The following is a 19,038-nucleotide window of genomic DNA, read 5'->3' on the forward strand; positions in this document are numbered from 1 at the left end:
CTGCCGGCATCCGATGACCCTCCCCCGGGAGGGTCAGCGCCCATTCTGAGGGAGCCCGAGAGCTCCCCTTTTTAATCAATAACCTACACTCGACCTTTGCCATGCGCCGGGTCGGGGATCGCCCTCCTGATGGCGGGCGGACTTATCATCAGAACATGAGCACACTGTGAGCCACTCAGACAACACCACCTTCGCCACCCGCATTCTGGACTGGTACCAGATCCACGGCCGCAAGACCCTGCCCTGGCAGCAGAATAAAACCCCCTACCGGGTCTGGGTCTCCGAGATCATGCTGCAACAGACCCAGGTTGCCACTGTCATCCCCTATTACGAGCGGTTCATGACCCGCTTCCCCGACGTGCTGGCCCTGGCCAACGCCCCCATCGACGAGGTGCTGCATCACTGGACCGGGCTTGGCTACTACGCGCGCGCCCGCAACCTGCACAAGGCTGCCCAGCAGATCCGCGATCTGCACGGCGGCTTCTTTCCGGAACAACTGGAAGAGGTGATGGCCCTGCCCGGCATCGGTCGCTCCACCGCCGGGGCCGCGCTCTCCCTCTCTCTGGGCCAACCCCACGCCATCCTGGATGGCAACGTGAAGCGGGTACTCACCCGCTGGCTGGCGCTGGCGGGCTGGCCGGGCCAGAAGCAGGTCGAGCACGATCTCTGGGAGCTGGCGACCCGCCTCACCCCGCGCGTCGGGGTGGCCCAGTACAACCAGGCCATGATGGACATGGGGGCCACCGTCTGCACCCGCAGCAAGCCCGCCTGCGAGCGCTGCCCGGTGCAGGCCGATTGCCAGGGGCTGTCGCAGGGCAACCCCACCGCCTACCCTCACAGCAAGCCGAAGAAGAGCATTCCGGCACGCAACGGCATTATGCTGATCATCCGCCACGGCGATCAGCTGCTGCTGGAGAAGCGTCCGCCGCAAGGGATCTGGGGCGGGCTTTACTGCTTCCCGCAGGTGGAATCCCTCACCGAGGTGACCGGACGACTGCGGGAGTTGGGGCTGGAGGATGCCGCCTATCAGGAGCTCGCTGGATTTCGTCACACTTTCAGCCACTTCCACCTCGATATCCGCCCTTTGCTGATCGAAATGGCTGTTCCGCCCGCCCCCCTGCTCATGGAAGCGGATACCCGACTCTGGTATAACTTACGCCATCCTGCCGAGGTGGGATTGGCGGCGGCCACGGCCCGTCTGCTCGCCTACCCGGACTTACAACCAGACTTGCAACCACAGAGGTCAACATGAGCCGTACCGTATTTTGCCTGCGCCTGAAGAAAGAAGCGCCGGGTCTCGATTTCCAACTCTACCCCGGTGAACTCGGCAAGCGGATCTTCGACAACATCAGCAAGGAAGCCTGGACCGAGTGGCAGAAGAAGCAGGTCATGCTGATCAACGAGAAGAAGCTGAACATGATGAATCTCGAGCACCGCCAGTTGCTGGAAAAAGAGATGGTCAGCTATCTGTTCGACGCGGGTGAAGTCCAGATCGACGGCTACACCCCTCCCAGCCAGTGAGCGGGAATCGAGTCAAAGGGCCAGCGTCCCCCTGAGTCGTCGACATGCCTCAGGGTGACACCAATCCTGGCTCAGGCCAGTCAGTGACGGGCGGCCCCACCGCCCGGTTTGAGGATCTTATGGGTCGTTTTTTTGGGCTGCTGTGCGCCCTGCTGTTTCTCTCTGCCTGTTCATCCACACCCCAGACCAGCGGGAGTGGCGATGATGATCTGGTCAACGGCAAGGACGTGCGCGGTTTTGAACACATGATCAGTGCGCTCTCCCATAACGTGAACGAGATATGGGGGCGCGAGGCGCTGTTCGCGGGCAAGTTTGACTACGTCAAATACACGGATCAGTACAAGAGCCGCGCCCACATCGATTTCTCCAGCGGTCACATCATGGTGGAGACCGTCTCGGGTCTGGATCCCCGTGCCCACCTGCGTCGCGCCATCATCGAAACCCTGCTGACCCCGGACGATCCGGCAGAGGTCGACCTCTATTCCGACCGTGAGATCATGCCAGGTGGCGAGCCCTTCCTCTATGGCCAGGTGCTGGACAACCAGGGACAAGCGATCCGCTCCAGCTGGCGTGCAGAGCGTTATGCCGACTATCTGATCGCCAACGCGATGAAGAAGCGCACCCTCGGGATCCGCAACATCTTCTTCATCGACATTCCCATGGTGGCCAACCACGAAGACAGGCGCGGCTACAAATACGCCAGCATCATCCGCGACGCCTCCCGCAAGTACGGGGTCGCCGAGAGTCTCATCTACGCGGTGATCAAGACCGAGAGCAGCTTCAACCCCTATGCGGTCAGCCACGCCAACGCCTATGGCCTGATGCAGGTGATCCCGGCTACCGCTGGGCGGGATGTCTATGTGAGGGTCAAGGGCAAGGATGGCCAGCCGACCAGGGAAGATCTGTTCAATCCGGCCTACAACATCGATGTGGGGACCGCCTACCTGCACCTGCTGCAGACCGTCTATCTGGCGGATATCCAGGATCCCCAGTCCCGCCGCTATGCGGTGATCTCCGCCTACAACGGTGGTGCGGGAGGGGTGCTCAACACCTTCTCCAACGATCGCAAGGCGGCCCCCGGCATGATCAACCGCCTCTCCCCCGAGGCCGTCTATCAGGTGCTGACCGAACAGCATCCCAAGGCAGAGGCTCGCCGCTATCTCTACAAGGTCAATCAGGCCGAGAAGGGGTTCAAGCGAACCGTCGCAAGCCGGGCTGGCTGATGGCATGCAAGAAGGGCGCTCCCGGAGCGCCCTTCCCATTTACTGTGGCCTGAAAGCTTACTTGGCGATGAAGCCGCCCTTGCTCAGGGGCGCTACTCCCACCTTCTCCAGGTGTTCCACCTCGACTTCGGTCTTGTTCCAGCTGTGGTCCACCTCGCCGCGCACGCGGATCAGATCGTCAGGGCCCACCTCGGTACCGCGCCACACGTCACCGTCCACCTCCACTTCCACCTCGCCGCTGTCGTCACGGAACAGGTAGTTTTCGCCACCCAGGTGTTTGACCAGCTTGCCTTCCAAGGTCACCCACTGATCATCGGCCACGTCTTTCAACTGGGCGACCGATACCTTGTTCTGCTCCTTGGGGCCGGTGTAGGCCGCCATGGCGAAGGAAGAGACGGACATCAGGGCCACCAGGGCGATTGCTTTTGCGTTGTTCATTTCATGCTCCTGTCTTTGCGGTATGAGGGCATCTTGCCCGGGGGCGCGTGAAACAAACGTGAAGCCTCCCCATTCAGGGAGGAGTGATGTGATCGCAAGCGATTAAATGGCCACGGCATGCTGCAATAATGTATTCGAGTGGATACCTTTTCACCTGGCCATGCGGGTTCCCAGCCCGCCGCCATCGAGGAACAGCCCGCAGGCCCGTCCTGCCCCATCCATGAGAACAGCTACATGAAAAAATGGCTTTTGTGTTTATTGGGACTCTTCGCCCTCACGGCACATGCCGCCGAGACGCGCCCCCCCTTCTCCCGCATCGTGATGTTCGGCGACAGCCTCTCCGACACCGGCAAGATGTACGACAAGATGCGCGGTTACCTCCCCTCCAGCCCGCCCTACCATCAGGGCCGCTTCTCCAACGGACCGGTCTGGCTGGAGCAGCTCAACCAGCACTTCCCGGGCCTCGCCATCGCCAACGAGGCGGAAGGGGGAGCCACTGCCGTGGCCTACAACAAGATCTCCTGGAACCCCAAGTATCAGGTCATCAACAACCTGGACTACGAGGTGACCCAGTTCCTGCAAAAGGATGGCTTCAAGCCCGACGATCTGGTGATCCTTTGGGTCGGTGCCAACGATTACCTGGCCTATGGCTGGAACACCGAGCAGGATGCCAAGCGGGTGCGCGACGCCATCAGCGATGCGGCCAACCGCATGGTATTGAACGGTGCCAGGCAGATTCTGTTGTTCAACCTGCCTGATCTGGGCCAGAACCCCTCGGCCCGCAGCCAGAAAGTGGTCGAGGCAGCCAGCCATGTCTCCGCTTACCACAACCAGCTGCTGCTGAACCTGGCACGCCAGTTGGCTCCCACCGGCATGGTGAAATTGTTCGAGATCGACAAGCAGTTCGCCGAGATGCTGCGCGAGCCGCAGAACTTCGGCCTGAGCGACACCGAGCACGCCTGCTATGGCGGCGGCTATGTGTGGAAGCCGTTCGCCTCCCGCAGCGCCGCCACCGACAGTCGGCTGGCCCCCTTCAATCCCGAGGAGCGCCTTGCCATCGCCGGCAACCCCCTGCTGGCTCAGGCCGTCGCAACGCCCATGGCGCGCCGCAGTGCGGGCGAGCTGAACTGTGAAGGCAAGATGTTCTGGGACCAGGTCCACCCCACCACAGTGGTACACGCCGCCCTGAGCGAGCGGGCTGCCGCCTTCATCGAACAGGAGTACGAATTCCTCCCTCGATAACGGAGGCCATCCTGCCAGGGCCGGCGCTTCGCCGGCCCTCTTGCCGACAAGGGCAAGCAACCCCATATGACACCCATCACAGATTCGAGTCACGGTTCCCCGGCGGTCTTCTGTCTCCACTATGATGCAGATGGATATCACAATATGTTTTATATCAGTTGCTTGTAGATCGAGAAAAGCGAGCTACGTTTAAACGTGTTGTGGTCGAACACAGGCCCAACCCACGAGGCGAGGCGACATGAATTCGCGCTCCCCACACACAAGATTGCAGAGGCATCTATGAACAAAACACTGATTACCTTGCTGGTTTCAGGCTTGCTTGCGGCCAACGCCCAGGCAGCCGGACAAGACAACACCTGGTATGGCGGTGCCAAACTGGGTTGGTCCAACTTCTACGGTGTCGATGAAAGCAATTCCATCGCCATCACCGACAAAGACGACGATGAAGTCGGCGCCGGTGCCTTCGCCGGTTACCAGATCAACCAGAATCTGGGTGTCGAACTCGGTTATGACTACCTTGGCAAGCTCAAGTACAGCGGCACCCGCAATGGCGCGGCCTTCAATGACTCCGTGCAAGCCCAGTTGGCCCAGCTCACGCTGAAACTGGGCTTCCCGGTTGCGGACAATCTGGACCTTTACGGCCGTGTCGGGGGCGGCTATGGCTGGACCGACAGCGATCAGCTGGAAAACGACAGCCGCTTTACCTTCGTCGGCGCGCTCGGTGCGGAGTATGCCCTGAGCCTGGATTGGGCAGCCCGCCTCGAATACCAGTACAGCACCCCGTATGGCAGCCGTGACGATACCGGCCTGCGCATGGACAACGGCCTGCTCTCCCTGGCCGCCGTCTATCGCTTCGGTCAGGTTGCACCGGCTCTGCCGGTCGCAGCTCCCGCCCCCGCGCCCGAGCCCGTGATGGTCGACAAGCAGTTCACCCTGAGCTCGGACGTGCTGTTTGACTTCAACAAGGCCACCCTCAAGCCCCAGGCCGGGCAGGCGCTGGATACCCTCTACAGCCAGATTGAAGAGGCCAGGCCCAAAGACGGGTCGGCCACCGTCATCGGCTATACCGACCGCATCGGCTCCGAGGCCTACAACCAGAAGTTGTCCGAGCAGCGTGCCCGGACCGTGGCCGATTACCTGATTGGCAAGGGCCTGCCGGCCGGCAAGGTCAATGTGGAAGGGCGTGGCAAGCAGTCTCCCGTCACCGGCGACAGCTGCACCAGCAAATCCAAGCGCGAGCTGATCGTCTGCTTGGCCCCGGATCGCCGGGTAGAGGTCAAGGTACAGGGCGTCTCGGAAGTACAGCAATAACGACGACCCCAAACAAAACGGGAGGCCATGGCCTCCCGTCTTTTTTTATGCTTCCTCAGATGCGCGTGCGCACATCCGCCGCAATCTGATCGAGCAACAGTTGCCAGCCCTGCCCCAGCTCGTTCACCAGGGCGCCATACCCATCGGCAGGCAGCACCCGCTCCTGCTGGAAGGGAACATCTCTCAACACGACCCCCTCCTCCGTCAGCAGGCGCCAGCGACCGCTGAGCAGGGCGCGGCCGTCGTGCCGCCCCTGGAAACGCTCGACCGAGATGCTCAGCACAGGCCCCTTGCGGGCCCCGTCCTGACGCACCACCCAGCCAGGCAGGCGGCTGGAGAGGCCATTGAGGGTCAATTGGTTCAACTGGGCATCGAGGGAACCTGCCCAGCGATGGTACTCGGCAAAGTGCAGCTCCTTTCCCTCCAGCTGATAGACCAGGCTCATCCGGTCAAGCTGACCGGACAGGGCGACGGGGCGCAGCACCAACTGGTGCTGCGGCTGCGCCGTGGTGACACTCGACGGCGCCGTGTCAGCATCCAGCGAATAGTAATGCAGCGTCGTCGGCGCACTGCCACATCCCGCCAGCAGGCCCAGCAAGGCCAGCGTCAACATCCGTTTTTTCATCATTTTCCTCGCTTGGGCTCGGGATCCCGCGGACGAGCGCGGTCAAAGATCAGCGAACTCGGCTGCTCGTTCAGTGAATGGACCAGAGGTTGCAACTCACTCATCAGCTGGTTGAGTGATTGCACCGACTGACGCAGCTCCTGATTGGTCTGGGAACCGGCATCATAGGTCTGCAACGTCTCCTGCAACTGCTTGAGGCTCTGGTTGAGGGAGGCCGGCAACTGCTGGGTCGACTGCTGACCGGTAAACTGCTCCAGATTCGCACTCACGGCACTGACATGCTTGAGCGTCTTGTCCAGTGTCATCAGGGTGCTGTTGACCTGAGTGAGGGTGGTGGCCATGTCCATGTCGACGAACTTGTCGAGGATGAGGTTCACCTTGCGTTCGATCTGATCCAGCCCGGCCTGGGCGGTCGGGAAGACCTGATAGCCCGCCATCTTGAGCGGCTGATAGACAGGCGCATCCGGATAGAAGTTCAGATCGATCACCTTGCCCCCCGTCAGCAGGCTGGCGGTCTTGAGGCTGGCCCTCAGCCCTTCCTTGAACTGCTTGTTGAACAGGGCCCGCCACTGCTCCTTCTCCGCATTGGCATAACGGTGGGAGAGACGCTGCACCTCGATGCGCGCCAGCACCGGGATCTGCCGGCTCTTGAACAGCTGGACGCCCTTGTCGTCGATGAGATAGGGAGCCGAGATGACGGTACCGACCCGGATGCCGCGATACTGTACCGCCGCGCCGGGATGCAGCCCGCCCACATCATTGTCGAACAGGAAGACATAGTCGATGAACTGATCCAGGCTACCGGCCAGCACGCTCTCCTCGTCCTTGAACAGCACGAACTCGTCGTTCTGTTTCACCGGCTCCCCCGGCAGCCAGCCGGGAGGCAGCCCCATGGTGATGCCGCCGTTGATCAGGCTCTCCAGCGAGTCCATCTTCACCTTCATCCCCTCGCTGCTCATGGAGACCTCAAAGCCTGGCGTCAACCAGAACCGGGAGTTGCTGCTCACCAGGACGTCATAAGGCGCGTTGATGAAGAGCTGGTACTGCATCTCGCTCTTCTCGGGCAGGAACTTGGCCTCTTCGACCTGGCCGATGGTGAATCCCTGATAGCTGATGGGGGAACCCGCGCCCAGCGCGTTGGCATCCCGGCTGGACAGGGAGAGCCGCAATCCCTTGGCATCCAGGGATGCCAGGGGTGGCCTGTCCAGCATGGCGTATTCGCTTCGCGCCCTGCCCTTCTTGCCGGGAGAAAGCTCAATATAGGCACCGGAGAGCAAGGTGCCAAGACCGGAAACGCCCTCACGCCCGACCCTGGGCTTGACCACCCAGAACTGGCTGTCTTTCTTGAGCATGCCGGCGGCGGCATTGGTCAGGCGAGCCTTGAGCACGGCATGGCTGTAGTCCTCGCTGAGCTCCACCGTCTCGATACGGCCCACCTCCACTTCACGAGAACGGATCACCGTCTTGCCTGCCACTATGCCCTCGGCGGTCGCCACCGTCAGGGTGAAGCTCGGCCCTTGTGAATACCAGTGCTGGAACAGCATCCAGGCGCCGATGAAGAGCGCCAGCAAGGGCACCATCCAGATAGCGGCAGCCGAACTCATGAAATCAGAGCCCGGTTTCCACCTTGTCTTACGCTCACTCACGTTCGCGTTCTCCTTGTTGTAAATCCCAGATCAGGCGGGAATCGAAACTCATGGCAGCCACCATGGTGACCAGTACGACCCCGGCAAAGGCGACGGCCGCAGGGCCAGGGTAGATGGTCATCAGATTGTCGAGCCGGATGAGACCGGCCAGGATGGCCACCACGAAGACGTCGATCATCGACCAGCGCCCCACAAATTCGGTCATGCGATAGAGTTTGAGCTTGCCGAGGGGAGATGTCCCCTGGCCGCGCTGCACCACGTAGCAGAGCCACAGCAGCGCCAGGATCTTCACCAGCGGCACCACCACGCTCGCGAAGAAGATGACGGCGGCAATGGGGTAGGAGCCCATGGCCCACAGCAGCACCACCCCGCCCATGATGGTCGAGGGGCTGTCATCCCCCAGGAACACGGTGTCCATGATGGGATACAGGTTGGCTGGGACATAGAGGATCACCGAGGTGATCAGCAGAGCCCAGGTGCGGTTCAGACCACCCGGCTTGCGGCTGTGCAGGTGATCCCCGCAGCGAACGCAACTATGGGCATCCTGCTCGTTCAGGGCGCCGCAGATGTGACAGCCCACCAGACCGCACGACAGGGCGCTCTCCTCGGGATCCAGCTCCCTCGCCGCCGTCGGGCCGAACAGCCGCTGCCACAGCCACATCCGATCCAGGGAGGAGATCATCTTGATGAGCAGCAGGGTGTAGCCAACGAACGCCCAGAACGACAGCCCCATCTTGATGTCGGCCATCCCCATCAGCTTGACCAGAGAGATGAGCACCCCGATGAGGAAGACGTCCACCATCAGCCAGGGTTTGATCCGGCACAGCAGGCGGCCAAGGGAGCGCAGGGCCTTGCTGTGCAGATCCTTGTCCAGGCGCCACAGCACCAGCATGATGGAGCCGATATAGACCAGCGGCAACCCGATCAGGGTAATGCTCAGCACGGCCCCGAGGAACAGGTAGCCTTGATCCACCAGGGTGGTGATGCACTGCAGGAAGGTCATCTCCTGCCCCACCCCCTTGGCCGAGAACGACATGAAGGTAAAGGCGTTGGAGAGCACGAACATGATGATGGCTGCAAAGCCATAGGCGATGGGCCTGCGCTCCTGCTCCGGCAGATGACGAGTCAGGGTATGGCCGCAGCGCGGACAACTGCTCGTCTCCCCCACGGCCAGCTCGGTGGCCGGCACCAGCAGGTCACACTCTTCGCAGGCGGTCGCGTCATGGGTATAGGTGGGTGGATGTTGGTGTGAAACCGGATGCAAGATAAGACCCCAGCATGAGGCCCGCCACGGGGCCAGAGCCGCCAATTATTGCAGCAGCGGCCCCTGCCGACCAGCCCTGTCGTTATCCATCCTGCCCGGGAGTGAGAATGACTTTGACAAGGCAGTGACCATTTAGCACAATCAAACGCCACTTTTTTTCCGCGGGACAATAATTTATGACAACTGAATCCCCAAGCTACTCCACTATCGAGCAGGCCTTCTCCCTCGGGAACGGGCAAGATTCTGCCCTCAACTGGTTGCGCAAAAACCGTAGCCAGGTCGCCATCTTCCTGGTGAGCGGCATCAAGCTGGAGGGGACCATCAGCGGTTTTGACCAGTACAGCGTGCTGTTGACCGATGCCCATGGCAATCAGCAACTGGTCTACAAGGCCAAGATTTCCACCATTGCCATGCACTCCGGCCGTCCTGCCGTCAGCATCCAGCGAGCCCGCAAGCCACGGGTTTCCATGGCGCCTCGCCCCCATGGCGCCCCCAGCCGTTATGACGACAACCAGGGTGGCGGCAGCGAGCAGTAAATCTCGCCCCCGCCCATCCTGATGGTGTCGCTGCGTCAGCCAGTGACATTTGCTCCCCACTCTCATGTTTTGCCTGTCCCGTATGAGAGTGGGGCTTCTCTCCCGAGCCGGTTGTTGACCCGCTCGTCTTCGTCACTCAGCAGGTCAACCCGACCGGTTTTCCCTCTCTGACCATGCAGACCTGCATGCCGGCCGCTTCACCGGCCTGTGCGCCTATGCCCGTGTCCTCGAACACCAGACATTGACCGGGCTCGACCCCCAGGCGTCGCGCCACCAGCAGGAAGGTGTCTGGATGGGGTTTGTGCAGCTCCACGTCGTCGGCGGTAACCACCACGGGGAAATACCGATCCAGCCCTGTGTTGCGCAGCACCGCTTCGGCATTTATGCGGGGGGAGCCTGTCCCTATGCCCATGGGGATCCGGCCGTGATAGCGTTCCACCAGATCCAGCATGGCCGGGAAGGGGGTGGCCTTGTGCAGGTTGGCGACATAGTGTTCGGTCTTGCAGCGTGTCACCACCAGGGGATCCAGCGCGATCTGCTGCACTTCGGCCACCAGCAGGGCTATCTTGCGGCTGGGCATGCCTCCCAGCTCATAAAACCAGTCGGCGTCGAACCGAAAGCCAAACTCGCGGGCGGTGTGCTCCCAGGCGGCCAGGTGCAAGGGCATGGAGTCCACCAGAGTGCCGTCGAGGTCGAAAACCAGGCCTTGAAATCCGGATAGGGTCATGGTGCAGGATCTGTCTGTGAAAAATGGGCCCCCATTCTAGCCAGAGCGCGGGCGCATCGCCATGCGCCAGATGGCGAGAAACGCTTGCCACCTCATTTATACAGGGCGGCGTGGATCTGATGCCGGGCAGGCAGCCCCCACGCAGGTGTCAGCGATAGGCCAGGGTACAGGCCCGCCCTTGGGATTTGGCGTGATAGAGCGCCTGATCCGCCTGCTCGGTCAGGGTTTGCCACTCCTTGTCCGATGACGGGACCAGATAGCTGAACCCGATGCTGACGGTGAGTGTCGCCGCCACCCGGGAGGCCGGATGGGGAATCTGCAAGGCGTCAAGGCCGTGGTGGATCTGCTCCGCCAGCCGCTCCGCTTCTCCCGGCTGCGGTGAACACAGCAGGATGACAAACTCCTCCCCCCCATAGCGGGCCACCAGGTTGGTGCGCCGCCGCTCGGTGTCCTGCAGCAGTGCCGCCACCCGCTGCAGGCACTGATCCCCCTTGCCGTGGCCGAAGTGATCGTTGTAGGACTTGAACTCGTCCACATCGATCATCAGCACCGCCAGCACCCCCTGATGGCGGCGAGCCCGCTCCCACTCCCGTTCCATGGTGATGTCCCATTGGCGGCGGTTGGCGATGCCAGTCAGGGGATCTTCCAGAGACAGCAAGGAGAGGCGCCGGTTGGCCTCCTCCAGCGCCCGGTTGGTATCGGCCAGTTGCCGGGTGCGCTCCTGCACCCTCAGCTCCAGCTCCCGATTGAAGCGCTCAAGCTTCTCCTGGGTGCGCTGGCGGATCAGCAACTGGGAGAGCACGGCGGCATACTGCTTGAAGATCTCGCTCTGATACGCCTTGAGGGGGCGCCGCCAGAGCAGGTTGTCGGCGGCGATCCAGCCGATGGGGGTACTCCCGTCCCAGAGCGACACCATGGCGTTCCAGCCGCGACCCACCTCCTGCTTCTCGTAATAGAGAGGCGTGTCCTCCAGCACCAGGACATAGTCCTTGCGACGCAGCGCCTCCTGCACCGTGGGGTGATCCGGAATGGGGCTGATGAAATGGCGCTCGTCGATGAGCTCACCCGCCTCGTTGGTACCCCAGGTACCGTGCATGGTCTTGAATTCACTGTCAGTCAGGAAGATGGCGATGCGATCGAACTGCAACTCCTGGCGGGCCAGTGCCACCGCGTCGTGCAGCAGACGATCCTCGCTCTCGCAGCGGGAGAGCTTGACCCCCACCTGATGCAGCGCCTGCAGCATACTGAGGAAAGAGTCCTGCAGGGCCTGGCTGCGCACGAGGTCTGCCTGGGTGTGGAGCCGCTGATCCCGCTCCAGATCCACCTGTCCCGCGAGTCGCCGACTCTCGAGCTCGGCGGCGAGATAATGCATGAGCAGCTGGATGCTCTGCTGCTGGCGTCTTGGCAGGCGATCGAGACGACGGCGGGTTTCCAGATAGACCACGGCCTCCAGCCCCTTGTGACGCTTGAGGGGGAAGCTGGCGCGCAGGCGCGGGATCTCGGGTTCGACGCTCTCCCGCTCCCAGATGGCACGGGTCGGCGCGATGGACTCCACCAGCAACTGGCCGAGCGCAAGGGAACGTTCGATGAAGAAGATGGGCAACTCGAGGGAAGAGAGGATGTCAGCGCTCAGGCAGAGCAGCCCCTGTTCCGGGCGATAGTGATAGAGCTGGGGCGTCGGAGCACGCAGCCACAGATAGATCTGTTCAGCCTCTGTTTTTTCCCTGACCGCAGACAAGGTCACTTCACAGAGATGTTCAAAACTGGTGAAGTGCTCCGGATCCCATTCTTCCATGCCAAATCATCCTTGGTTGTATCCAAGCGAGTATATCGGCAAAGCCCGGCCATTAATTGACCGGGCAATCAAAAGCGAGATCCAGAGCCCAGTTTTTACAACAGATTCAATGTCTGCATGGCACTGCGGATGCGCTCGCGGGTGGCCTCGGAAAGCGGCATCACCGGCAGACGGCACTCTTCGCTGCACAGACCCAGCAGGGAGACCGCATACTTGGCCCCTGCGGGGCTCGGCTCGGCGAACATGGCCTGGTGCAGCGGAATGAGCTTGTCCTGCAATTCGCGGGCAGCTTGCCACTCACCGGCCAGCGCCAGGTTCTGCACCTCGGCCACCAGCTTGGGGGCCACGTTGGCCGTCACCGAGATGCAACCCTGGCCACCACCGATGTTGTAGGCCACGGCGGTGGCGTCTTCACCGGAGAGCCAGGCAAACGGCTTCTTGATGAGCTGGCGTTCAACCCAGGGGCGGGCCAGATCACCGGTGGCATCCTTCACGCCGGCAATGCGCGGCAACTCGGCCAGACGGGCCAGGGTCGCCGGCTGCACGTCAACGATGGCGCGGGGCGGAATGTTGTAGACGATGATGGGTTTGGTGGTGGCGTCATGCACCGCCTTGAAGTGGTGGTAGAGCCCTTCCTGATTGGGGCGGTTGTAGTAACCGGCCACATGCAGGGTGGCATCCGCTCCCATCTGCTCGGCATAGCGGGTGTATTCAATGGCTTCAACCGGGTTGTTGGAGCCTGCACCTGCGATCACGGGAATGCGCCCGGCCACCAGCTTGACCACCAGCTCCACCACGCGGCAATGCTCATCGTGGGTCAGGGTCGGGCTCTCCCCGGTCGTGCCGACCGGCACTATGCCATGGGTTCCCTGCTCTATGTGCCACTCTACCAGGCGAGCCAGTGCGGCCTCGTCCAGCTGGCCCTGTCGAAATGGGGTGATCAGGGCAACTATCGAACCTTGAAACATGGGATTTCCTTCTCCTAAACAGATGGATTGGTCAATAAAAAGCCCCGGTACGGGAGTCGCTACCGGGGCTTGAATCGTCTCAGGGATGAGAGGTTACGCGCGCACGCCAGCAGGCCCGATTGTCAGGCTGTGTTTATGCTTTCGTTTCGATACGCATGACCGCATTGCATCATCTCTGGGTAAATAAGGCGTCTGGGCATATTTCGGGAACACGGCATAAATGTCAAGGCGAAAGCGGCCATGTATAATGGCCGCCCAAAAATGCGTGGAGAGACCCAATGAGCCGTCCTGTCAGTGCCGTCAGTCAGATGCTGGAACGTAACCAAGCCCTCTTTGTCGGCAAGCGGCTGTTGGTGTGCGGTGCCCTGGAGGATGATTATCCTCGTCAACTGGCCGAGCTGGCACAAAGCCTGACCGTCTTCACCACGGATTACTGCTATTACCGCAGCCAGCAGGCCGCTCTGGGAGACGCCATCCTGTTCGATCACCAGCTGGGTGGCGCCCCCCGATTCGATGCCCTGCTGCTGCTGATGCCCAAGGCCAAGGCCGAAGCGCAATACCTGCTGGCCATGATGACGCCGCTGCTCGAAAGCGGGGCCGACCTGTTCCTCGCCGGCGAGAACCGGGGCGGCATCAACGGAGCAGACAAGCTGCTGGCACCTTATGGCGAGAAACCGATCAAGCGCGACTCTGCGCGCCGCTGCTCTCTCTACCACGGCACGCTCGACAAACCGGTCGTCCCCTTCGAGCTGGACGCCTGGTTCAGTCGCTATGAGTGCCAGGCGGGCGACACCACCCTGACCGTCATGGCCCTGCCCGGGGTCTTCAGTGCAGACGGCCTGGATCTCGGCACCCAGATGCTGCTGGCGAGCCTCCCCCCCGTGACGGGCAAGCTGCTCGACTTTGGCTGCGGCGCCGGCGTCATCGGTTCCGTGCTGGCCAAGCGCAACCCGGCCCTGGCCGTCACCATGGTGGATATCAATGCCCTGGCACTGGAGTCCAGCCGCCGAACCCTGGCGGTCAACGGTCTGAGCGGACGTGTTCATGCCTCCGATGTCTATTCCGACATTGCCGAAACATTCCAACAGATTGTCTCGAATCCCCCCTTCCATGCCGGGCTCAAGACCTTCTACGCCGCCACCGAAACCTTCCTGGCAAAGGCACCTGAGTACCTGACCGCAAATGGCGCCCTGACCATAGTCGCCAATGCCTTCCTGCGATACCAGCCTATACTGGATGCGCACTTCAAACAGACCGAGGTGATCGCGGGCGATGCCAAATTCAAGGTGTATCTGAGCAAAGCTTAAAGAAGTGCAACGGTTGTAATAAAACAAGTAGAGAGTGCCAGACGGGATCTGTTAAGGTACCAAGAAAACGTTTACCACCCCTTTAGGGGTGTTTTTTCGCAGCAACATGAAAACCTTTTCAACATCATGATCTCAGGGAGAGAACGACGATGGCAGGCATACTCACCATGATACTGGCAGGCGGTGAAGGTACCCGACTGCAACCGCTGACCACCACCCGCAGCAAACCCTCCGTACCCTTTGGCGGCAGTTACCGGTTGATCGACTTCGTGCTCAACAACTTCGTCAACGCCGATTTCCTGCGCATCTATGTACTCACCCAGTTCAAGTCCCAGTCCCTTTACCTGCACATGAAGAAGGGCTGGAACATCGTCGGCATCACGGATCGCTTCATCGACCCCATTCCGGCCCAGATGCGAATGGGCAAACGCTGGTATGACGGCACCGCAGACGCCATTTACCAGAACCTGCGCTTCATCGAGATCTCCGACCCCGAGCACGTCTGCATCTTCGGCTCCGATCACATCTACAAGATGGACGTGAGCCAGATGGTGAGCTTCCACAAGCAGAAAGCGGCCGCCCTGACCGTCGCGGCACTGCGCATGCCCATCGAGGAAGCAAGCGCCTTCGGGGTGATCGAGGTGGATCAGGAAGGGCGCATGATTGGCTTTGAAGAAAAGCCCCGTCACCCGAAACACATCCCCGGCGACCCCACCCAGGCCCTGGTCTCCATGGGCAACTACATCTTCGAGACCGAGGCCCTCTATCGGGAGCTCAAGCGGGATGCCGCCGAGGAGAACTCCAGTCACGATTTCGGCAAGGACATCATTCCCAGCCTGTTCCCCCGTGCCCCCGTCTATGTCTACGACTACAGCACCAACGTGATCCCGGGCGAGAAGCCCAACGTCTACTGGCGCGATGTGGGGACGCTCGACTCTTACTGGCAGGCACACATGGATCTGGTGGCCGACGATGCCCCCTTCTCTCTCTACAATCGCAAGTGGCCGCTGCACACTCATTACCCGCCCCTGCCCCCCGCCACCTTCATCGATACCGACGACTGCAAGGTCAAGATCGCCAACTCCCTGATCTCCGGTGGCTGCTTCATTCAGGGCAGCCAGATCCAGCGATCCATACTGGGATTTCGCTGCAACATAGGCCCCTGCAGCCACATCAGTGAATCCGTGCTGCTGGGGGATGTGAAAATCGGCGAAGGTTGCTCCATTCGCCGCGCCATCATCGACAAAAACGTTGAAATTGCACCCGGCACCGTGATCGGTGAGAATCTGGACCATGACAGAGAGCGGTTTACCGTATCCGAAGGCGGTATCGTCGTGGTACCTAAGGGAGCAAGAGTTGGCTATTAACCCACTGAAAATCCTGTTTGTAGCCTCGGAGGTTGAGGGGCTGGTGAAGACCGGGGGCCTGGCGGATGTGGCCAAGGCCCTGCCGCAGCATCTCGCCCGTCAGGGGCACGATGTGCGCATCATTATGCCCTTCTACAAGACCATCAAGCGCCGGGACGAGGCCACCCTCCTCGCCTCGCGCTGGCTCCCCACCCCCCAAGATCGCAGTGATATCAGCTATCGCATCCATCAGCTGGAACTGGACGGGATCTGCGTCTATCTGCTCGATTGCCCGCACTATTTCGACCGCCCCCAGCTTTATGCCGAGAACAACCAGGCCTATCCCGACAACGGTGAACGCTTTGCCTTTCTGGCCGCAGCGGCCCTGCATGCGTGCGAACAGCTGGGTTTCGCTCCCGACATCGCCCACTGCAACGACTGGCACACCGGTCTGCTGCCGCTGCTGCTGAAAACCCGTCATGCCCACAACCCCTTCTTCCAGCGCACCCGGTCGGTCATCAGCATTCACAACGCGGCCTTTCAGGGCGTGTTCGATCGCCAGCAGTTCTGGGCCGTGCCGGAAATCCACGACTACGAGCAGCGCATCAACTACGACTATGGTCACATCAATCTGCTCAAGTGCGGTGTGCTCTATGCAGACAAGATCAATGCGGTCAGCCCCAACTACGCCAGCGAGCTGCTGACGCACCTGGGCGCTCACGGCATGGCCAGCGTATTCCAGCAGCGGGCAGCGGACCTGCGTGGCATCCTCAACGGCTGTGACTATCAGGACTGGGATCCCGCCTTCGATCCTCTGTTGCCCGCCACCTATGATGCCGACAACCTGGATGGCAAACACACCTGCAAGCGCATCCTGCAGCAGGAGACGGGGCTCCCCGTCGGCAACCTCCCCATCTATGGCATGGTGTGTCGACTGACCGAGCAGAAAGGTGTACACCTGCTCATCCCGGCTCTGGACAAGTTCTTGCAACATCAGGTCCAGGTAGTGATCGTGGGTTCCGGTGATCCCTCTCTCGCCGCCCAGTTGCAAAGCATTGCCCAGCAGCATCCCGACAAGTTTGCCTTCATCAATGCCTATGACGACCGTCTGGCCCACCTGGTGGAGGCCGGCGCCGACTTCTTCCTGATGCCTTCTCTGTTCGAGCCATGCGGGCTCAACCAGATGTACAGTCTGGCCTATGGCACACTGCCCCTGGTGCGGGCTGTCGGCGGATTGAAAGATACCGTCGTGGACTGGGATGCCGACCCGACGCACGCGACCGGTTTCTGCTTCAACGATCCCACTGCCAGCACCTTGCTCGATGCCATGCGCCGCAGCCTGCTCCATTATCTGCAGGAGCCGGCACGTTTTGCCCGTGTGCAGCACCACGCCATGAACACCCGCTTCGACTGGGCAGACTCCGTCATCCTGTACGAACAGATGTATCAGGATGCGCTGGCCACCGTCTGACGCCGATTGCTGAAGTTTTGTGCCCTTGGCACGCCTTTATCCGTCAACAGCGAAAAAAGTCCCCTTTGGCTGTTGACGCCCCCCCAAAACTCTATAGAATCCCCCACCGCAGTGATGCGAAGGTGGCGGAATTGGTAGACGCGCTAGCTTCAGGTGTTAGTGTCCCACGGATGTGAGGGTTCGAGTCCCTCTCTTCGCACCATACTGCAACATGCTCTTATCAGACGGCATGTAAATTCAGACTGATAACCCGATGTGCGAAGGTGGCGGAATTGGTAGACGCGCTAGCTTCAGGTGTTAGTGCCCCCCGGGTGTGAGGGTTCGAGTCCCTCTCTTCGCACCATGCTTTTGTCAGACAGCATGTAAATCCAGACTGATAACCCGATGTGCGAAGGTGGCGGAATTGGTAGACGCGCTAGCTTCAGGTGTTAGTGCCCCCCGGGTGTGAGGGTTCGAGTCCCTCTCTTCGCACCATGCTTTTATCAGACAGCATGTAAATCCAGACTGATAACCCGATGTGCGAAGGTGGCGGAATTGGTAGACGCGCTAGCTTCAGGTGTTAGTGCCCCCCGGGTGTGAGGGTTCGAGTCCCTCTCTTCGCACCATGCTTCTGGCATGTAAAACACAGAAAATGCGCTCCAACCGCATTTAAAAACCAGCTGGAGAAAATCAGTGTGCGAAGGTGGCGGAATTGGTAGACGCGCTAGCTTCAGGTGTTAGTGTCCCACGGATGTGAGGGTTCGAGTCCCTCTCTTCGCACCATCATTCCGCAAAGGCCCGTTACGAGAGTAACGGGCCTTTTGTGTTTTCATGCCCCCTGGCTATGCTGTTGAAGATGCTGCGCCACCACGGGGGTTTTCCCATGATCCTGGATACCGATATTCACAACTTCTATGAGCATCTGGTGCTCAAGGAGATAGAAAAACAGGGGTTGGCTCGAACATTGACCCCCTATCAGCTGGCTGACCTCTGCTGCCTGACACTCAACCAGCTTCCTTCCCACTATATCCGCCACGATGTCGACATGATCTACTTCACGACAGACGCCGAACGCAGCGAGATGGAGAAGAAGGTCATCGCCTCCCTGCGCCAGGCCTACGACAAGATCCAGGCCGTCCCCACTCGCCAGGCTTAATGCCAACCCTGCTGCCAGAGCAGAGTGACGACCCCTGTCATTCCCGCAACCGGCAGCAGGATCAACACCGGTCTCAGCCTGGGTTCCAGCATGACCCAGGCAGCCAGCAAGAACCCCAGGCTCCAGAACCCGTATTCCTTCTCCTGACCCCAGACCAGCACCGCCAGAAGGGCGGCCAAGATCAGAGCGCGTGCTATCCAGTTCATTGGCATTGGTCCGAAAAAACATTAATGATAACTATTATCATCTTTGGTGTTGCCATCTGCAATCGAACTTGCCTATGGATCTCCGGCTATCAAACGGTGTCGATTGAACAGTGAAAAATGCCGATTAGATCAACTATTTTGTGGGATTTTAAAATTTTAAAGCTGTTTTGCCGAATGAGCAGGGATTTTACACCTCCGCTTTATGGTAGATTGCGCCCTCTTTTGGTAAGCCTCTCGGGATCGACGCATCCGCAGGACGAGAGGGGCTGACCTTGGC

18 protein-coding genes and 5 tRNA genes are annotated in these 19,038 nt (G+C 60.5%); 15 read left to right on the forward strand and 8 right to left on the reverse strand.

What is annotated here, in order from left to right; translation table 11 throughout:
- Positions 1–166: 166 nt before the first annotated feature.
- The 3 genes from mutY (at position 167) to mltC (ending at position 2,744) form a co-directional block, all read left to right on the forward strand.
- Positions 167–1,252 (forward strand): A/G-specific adenine glycosylase, encoded by a 1,086-nt coding sequence (mutY, locus tag C2U30_RS11085; RefSeq protein ID WP_103243753.1) that lies wholly within the window; start codon positions 167–169, stop codon positions 1,250–1,252.
- Positions 1,249–1,521: an oxidative damage protection protein gene (locus C2U30_RS11090; RefSeq protein WP_010675742.1), complete on the forward strand. Its 273-nt coding sequence runs from the start codon at positions 1,249–1,251 to the stop codon at positions 1,519–1,521. The genes mutY and C2U30_RS11090 overlap by 4 nt, the downstream gene beginning before the upstream one ends.
- A gap of 119 nt (positions 1,522–1,640) precedes the next feature.
- Positions 1,641–2,744: a membrane-bound lytic murein transglycosylase MltC gene (gene mltC, locus C2U30_RS11095; protein WP_010675743.1), complete on the forward strand. Its 1,104-nt coding sequence runs from the start codon at positions 1,641–1,643 to the stop codon at positions 2,742–2,744.
- 57 nt (positions 2,745–2,801) lie between these two features.
- Here the strand turns inward: mltC and C2U30_RS11100 are convergent, their stop codons facing one another.
- Positions 2,802–3,182, reverse strand: coding sequence for a YgiW/YdeI family stress tolerance OB fold protein (locus C2U30_RS11100; RefSeq protein ID WP_103243754.1), 381 nt, complete (start codon positions 3,180–3,182; stop codon positions 2,802–2,804).
- 234 nt (positions 3,183–3,416) lie between these two features.
- On the opposite strand from C2U30_RS11100, the gene C2U30_RS11105 reads away from it, so the two are divergent.
- Together C2U30_RS11105 and ompA are read left to right on the forward strand one after the other, a co-directional pair.
- Entirely contained in the window at positions 3,417–4,424 is a 1,008-nt protein-coding gene (locus C2U30_RS11105; RefSeq protein WP_103244690.1) for an SGNH/GDSL hydrolase family protein, read from the forward strand.
- A 279-nt stretch (positions 4,425–4,703) separates the two neighbouring features.
- Positions 4,704–5,735, forward strand: a complete 1,032-nt coding sequence (gene ompA / locus C2U30_RS11110) for a porin OmpA (protein ID WP_041211729.1) — start codon at positions 4,704–4,706, stop codon at positions 5,733–5,735.
- 55 nt (positions 5,736–5,790) lie between these two features.
- Here the strand turns inward: ompA and C2U30_RS11115 are convergent, their stop codons facing one another.
- The 3 genes from C2U30_RS11115 to C2U30_RS11125 are packed head-to-tail and all read right to left on the reverse strand — an operon-like array spanning position 5,791 to position 9,270.
- Positions 5,791–6,360 carry a PqiC family protein gene (locus C2U30_RS11115; protein WP_010675747.1) on the reverse strand — a complete coding sequence of 190 codons (570 nt, stop codon included), beginning with the start codon at positions 6,358–6,360 and terminating at the stop codon, positions 5,791–5,793.
- On the reverse strand, positions 6,360–8,006 hold the full coding sequence (gene pqiB / locus C2U30_RS11120) for an intermembrane transport protein PqiB (protein WP_069651939.1): 1,647 nt from the start codon (positions 8,004–8,006) through the stop codon (positions 6,360–6,362). Before pqiB ends, C2U30_RS11115 begins: the two co-directional genes overlap by 1 nt.
- Positions 7,999–9,270 carry a paraquat-inducible protein A gene (locus C2U30_RS11125; RefSeq protein ID WP_043152840.1) on the reverse strand — a complete coding sequence of 424 codons (1,272 nt, stop codon included), beginning with the start codon at positions 9,268–9,270 and terminating at the stop codon, positions 7,999–8,001. Before C2U30_RS11125 ends, pqiB begins: the two co-directional genes overlap by 8 nt.
- Before the next feature lie 176 nt (positions 9,271–9,446).
- Here C2U30_RS11125 and hfq point away from each other — a divergent pair, with 176 nt between their 5' ends.
- Complete coding sequence (gene hfq / locus C2U30_RS11130; RefSeq protein WP_039040603.1) at positions 9,447–9,806, forward strand: RNA chaperone Hfq; 360 nt, start codon at positions 9,447–9,449, stop codon at positions 9,804–9,806.
- Between the two features lie 136 nt (positions 9,807–9,942).
- Here hfq and C2U30_RS11135 read toward each other — a convergent pair whose 3' ends face one another.
- From C2U30_RS11135 to dapA, 3 genes are all read right to left on the reverse strand, one after another.
- On the reverse strand, positions 9,943–10,533 hold the full coding sequence (locus C2U30_RS11135; protein WP_043152842.1) for an HAD family hydrolase: 591 nt from the start codon (positions 10,531–10,533) through the stop codon (positions 9,943–9,945).
- Between the two features lie 148 nt (positions 10,534–10,681).
- Positions 10,682–12,328, reverse strand: coding sequence for a sensor domain-containing diguanylate cyclase (locus C2U30_RS11140; RefSeq protein ID WP_103243755.1), 1,647 nt, complete (start codon positions 12,326–12,328; stop codon positions 10,682–10,684).
- Positions 12,329–12,423: 95 nt separating this feature from the next.
- Positions 12,424–13,296: a 4-hydroxy-tetrahydrodipicolinate synthase gene (gene dapA / locus C2U30_RS11145; RefSeq protein ID WP_103243756.1), complete on the reverse strand. Its 873-nt coding sequence runs from the start codon at positions 13,294–13,296 to the stop codon at positions 12,424–12,426.
- Between the two features lie 278 nt (positions 13,297–13,574).
- Here dapA and rsmC point away from each other — a divergent pair, with 278 nt between their 5' ends.
- The 9 genes from rsmC to C2U30_RS11190 all read left to right on the forward strand — a co-directional run bounded on the left by rsmC (position 13,575) and on the right by C2U30_RS11190 (position 18,555).
- Complete coding sequence (rsmC, locus tag C2U30_RS11150) at positions 13,575–14,603, forward strand: 16S rRNA (guanine(1207)-N(2))-methyltransferase RsmC (protein WP_042882419.1); 1,029 nt, start codon at positions 13,575–13,577, stop codon at positions 14,601–14,603.
- A gap of 149 nt (positions 14,604–14,752) precedes the next feature.
- A complete protein-coding gene (gene glgC, locus C2U30_RS11155) occupies positions 14,753–15,970 on the forward strand; it encodes a glucose-1-phosphate adenylyltransferase (protein ID WP_010675755.1) in 1,218 nt (405 codons plus the stop codon).
- Positions 15,960–17,420 (forward strand): glycogen synthase GlgA, encoded by a 1,461-nt coding sequence (gene glgA, locus C2U30_RS11160; protein ID WP_039040607.1) that lies wholly within the window; start codon positions 15,960–15,962, stop codon positions 17,418–17,420. Before glgC ends, glgA begins: the two co-directional genes overlap by 11 nt.
- Before the next feature lie 116 nt (positions 17,421–17,536).
- A tRNA-Leu gene (locus C2U30_RS11165) sits at positions 17,537–17,622 on the forward strand.
- 55 nt (positions 17,623–17,677) lie between these two features.
- Positions 17,678–17,763: transfer RNA gene (locus C2U30_RS11170), tRNA-Leu, on the forward strand.
- 45 nt (positions 17,764–17,808) lie between these two features.
- Positions 17,809–17,894: transfer RNA gene (locus C2U30_RS11175), tRNA-Leu, on the forward strand.
- Positions 17,895–17,939: 45 nt separating this feature from the next.
- Positions 17,940–18,025: transfer RNA gene (locus C2U30_RS11180), tRNA-Leu, on the forward strand.
- A gap of 71 nt (positions 18,026–18,096) precedes the next feature.
- Positions 18,097–18,182, forward strand: a tRNA-Leu gene (locus C2U30_RS11185).
- A gap of 100 nt (positions 18,183–18,282) precedes the next feature.
- The gene (locus C2U30_RS11190) at positions 18,283–18,555 is read left to right on the forward strand and encodes a late competence development ComFB family protein (protein WP_029314828.1); all 273 of its coding nucleotides are present in this window, start codon (positions 18,283–18,285) and stop codon (positions 18,553–18,555) included.
- Here C2U30_RS11190 and C2U30_RS11195 read toward each other — a convergent pair.
- Positions 18,552–18,761: a hypothetical protein gene (locus C2U30_RS11195; RefSeq protein WP_043152850.1), complete on the reverse strand. Its 210-nt coding sequence runs from the start codon at positions 18,759–18,761 to the stop codon at positions 18,552–18,554. The genes C2U30_RS11190 and C2U30_RS11195 overlap by 4 nt on opposite strands.
- Positions 18,762–19,038: the final 277 nt, after the last annotated feature.

The sequence above is a fragment of the Aeromonas sp. ASNIH5 genome (genome assembly GCF_002902865.1).
GTDB lineage: Bacteria > Pseudomonadota > Gammaproteobacteria > Enterobacterales > Aeromonadaceae > Aeromonas > Aeromonas caviae.

Coding starts and splice junctions, on each gene's coding strand:
- ompA (WP_041211729.1), top strand. CDS start 4,704: ATGAACAAAACACTGATTACCTTGCTGGTTTCAGGCTTGCTTGCGGCC.
- C2U30_RS11135 (WP_043152842.1), bottom strand. CDS start 10,533: ATGACCCTATCCGGATTTCAAGGCCTGGTTTTCGACCTCGACGGCACT.
- glgC (WP_010675755.1), top strand. CDS start 14,753: ATGGCAGGCATACTCACCATGATACTGGCAGGCGGTGAAGGTACCCGA.
- C2U30_RS11090 (WP_010675742.1), top strand. CDS start 1,249: ATGAGCCGTACCGTATTTTGCCTGCGCCTGAAGAAAGAAGCGCCGGGT.
- C2U30_RS11115 (WP_010675747.1), bottom strand. CDS start 6,360: ATGAAAAAACGGATGTTGACGCTGGCCTTGCTGGGCCTGCTGGCGGGA.
- rsmC (WP_042882419.1), top strand. CDS start 13,575: ATGAGCCGTCCTGTCAGTGCCGTCAGTCAGATGCTGGAACGTAACCAA.
- C2U30_RS11100 (WP_103243754.1), bottom strand. CDS start 3,182: ATGAACAACGCAAAAGCAATCGCCCTGGTGGCCCTGATGTCCGTCTCT.
- C2U30_RS11190 (WP_029314828.1), top strand. CDS start 18,283: ATGATCCTGGATACCGATATTCACAACTTCTATGAGCATCTGGTGCTC.
- C2U30_RS11140 (WP_103243755.1), bottom strand. CDS start 12,328: ATGGAAGAATGGGATCCGGAGCACTTCACCAGTTTTGAACATCTCTGT.
- dapA (WP_103243756.1), bottom strand. CDS start 13,296: ATGTTTCAAGGTTCGATAGTTGCCCTGATCACCCCATTTCGACAGGGC.
- hfq (WP_039040603.1), top strand. CDS start 9,447: ATGACAACTGAATCCCCAAGCTACTCCACTATCGAGCAGGCCTTCTCC.
- mltC (WP_010675743.1), top strand. CDS start 1,641: ATGGGTCGTTTTTTTGGGCTGCTGTGCGCCCTGCTGTTTCTCTCTGCC.
- C2U30_RS11195 (WP_043152850.1), bottom strand. CDS start 18,761: ATGAACTGGATAGCACGCGCTCTGATCTTGGCCGCCCTTCTGGCGGTG.
- C2U30_RS11105 (WP_103244690.1), top strand. CDS start 3,417: ATGAAAAAATGGCTTTTGTGTTTATTGGGACTCTTCGCCCTCACGGCA.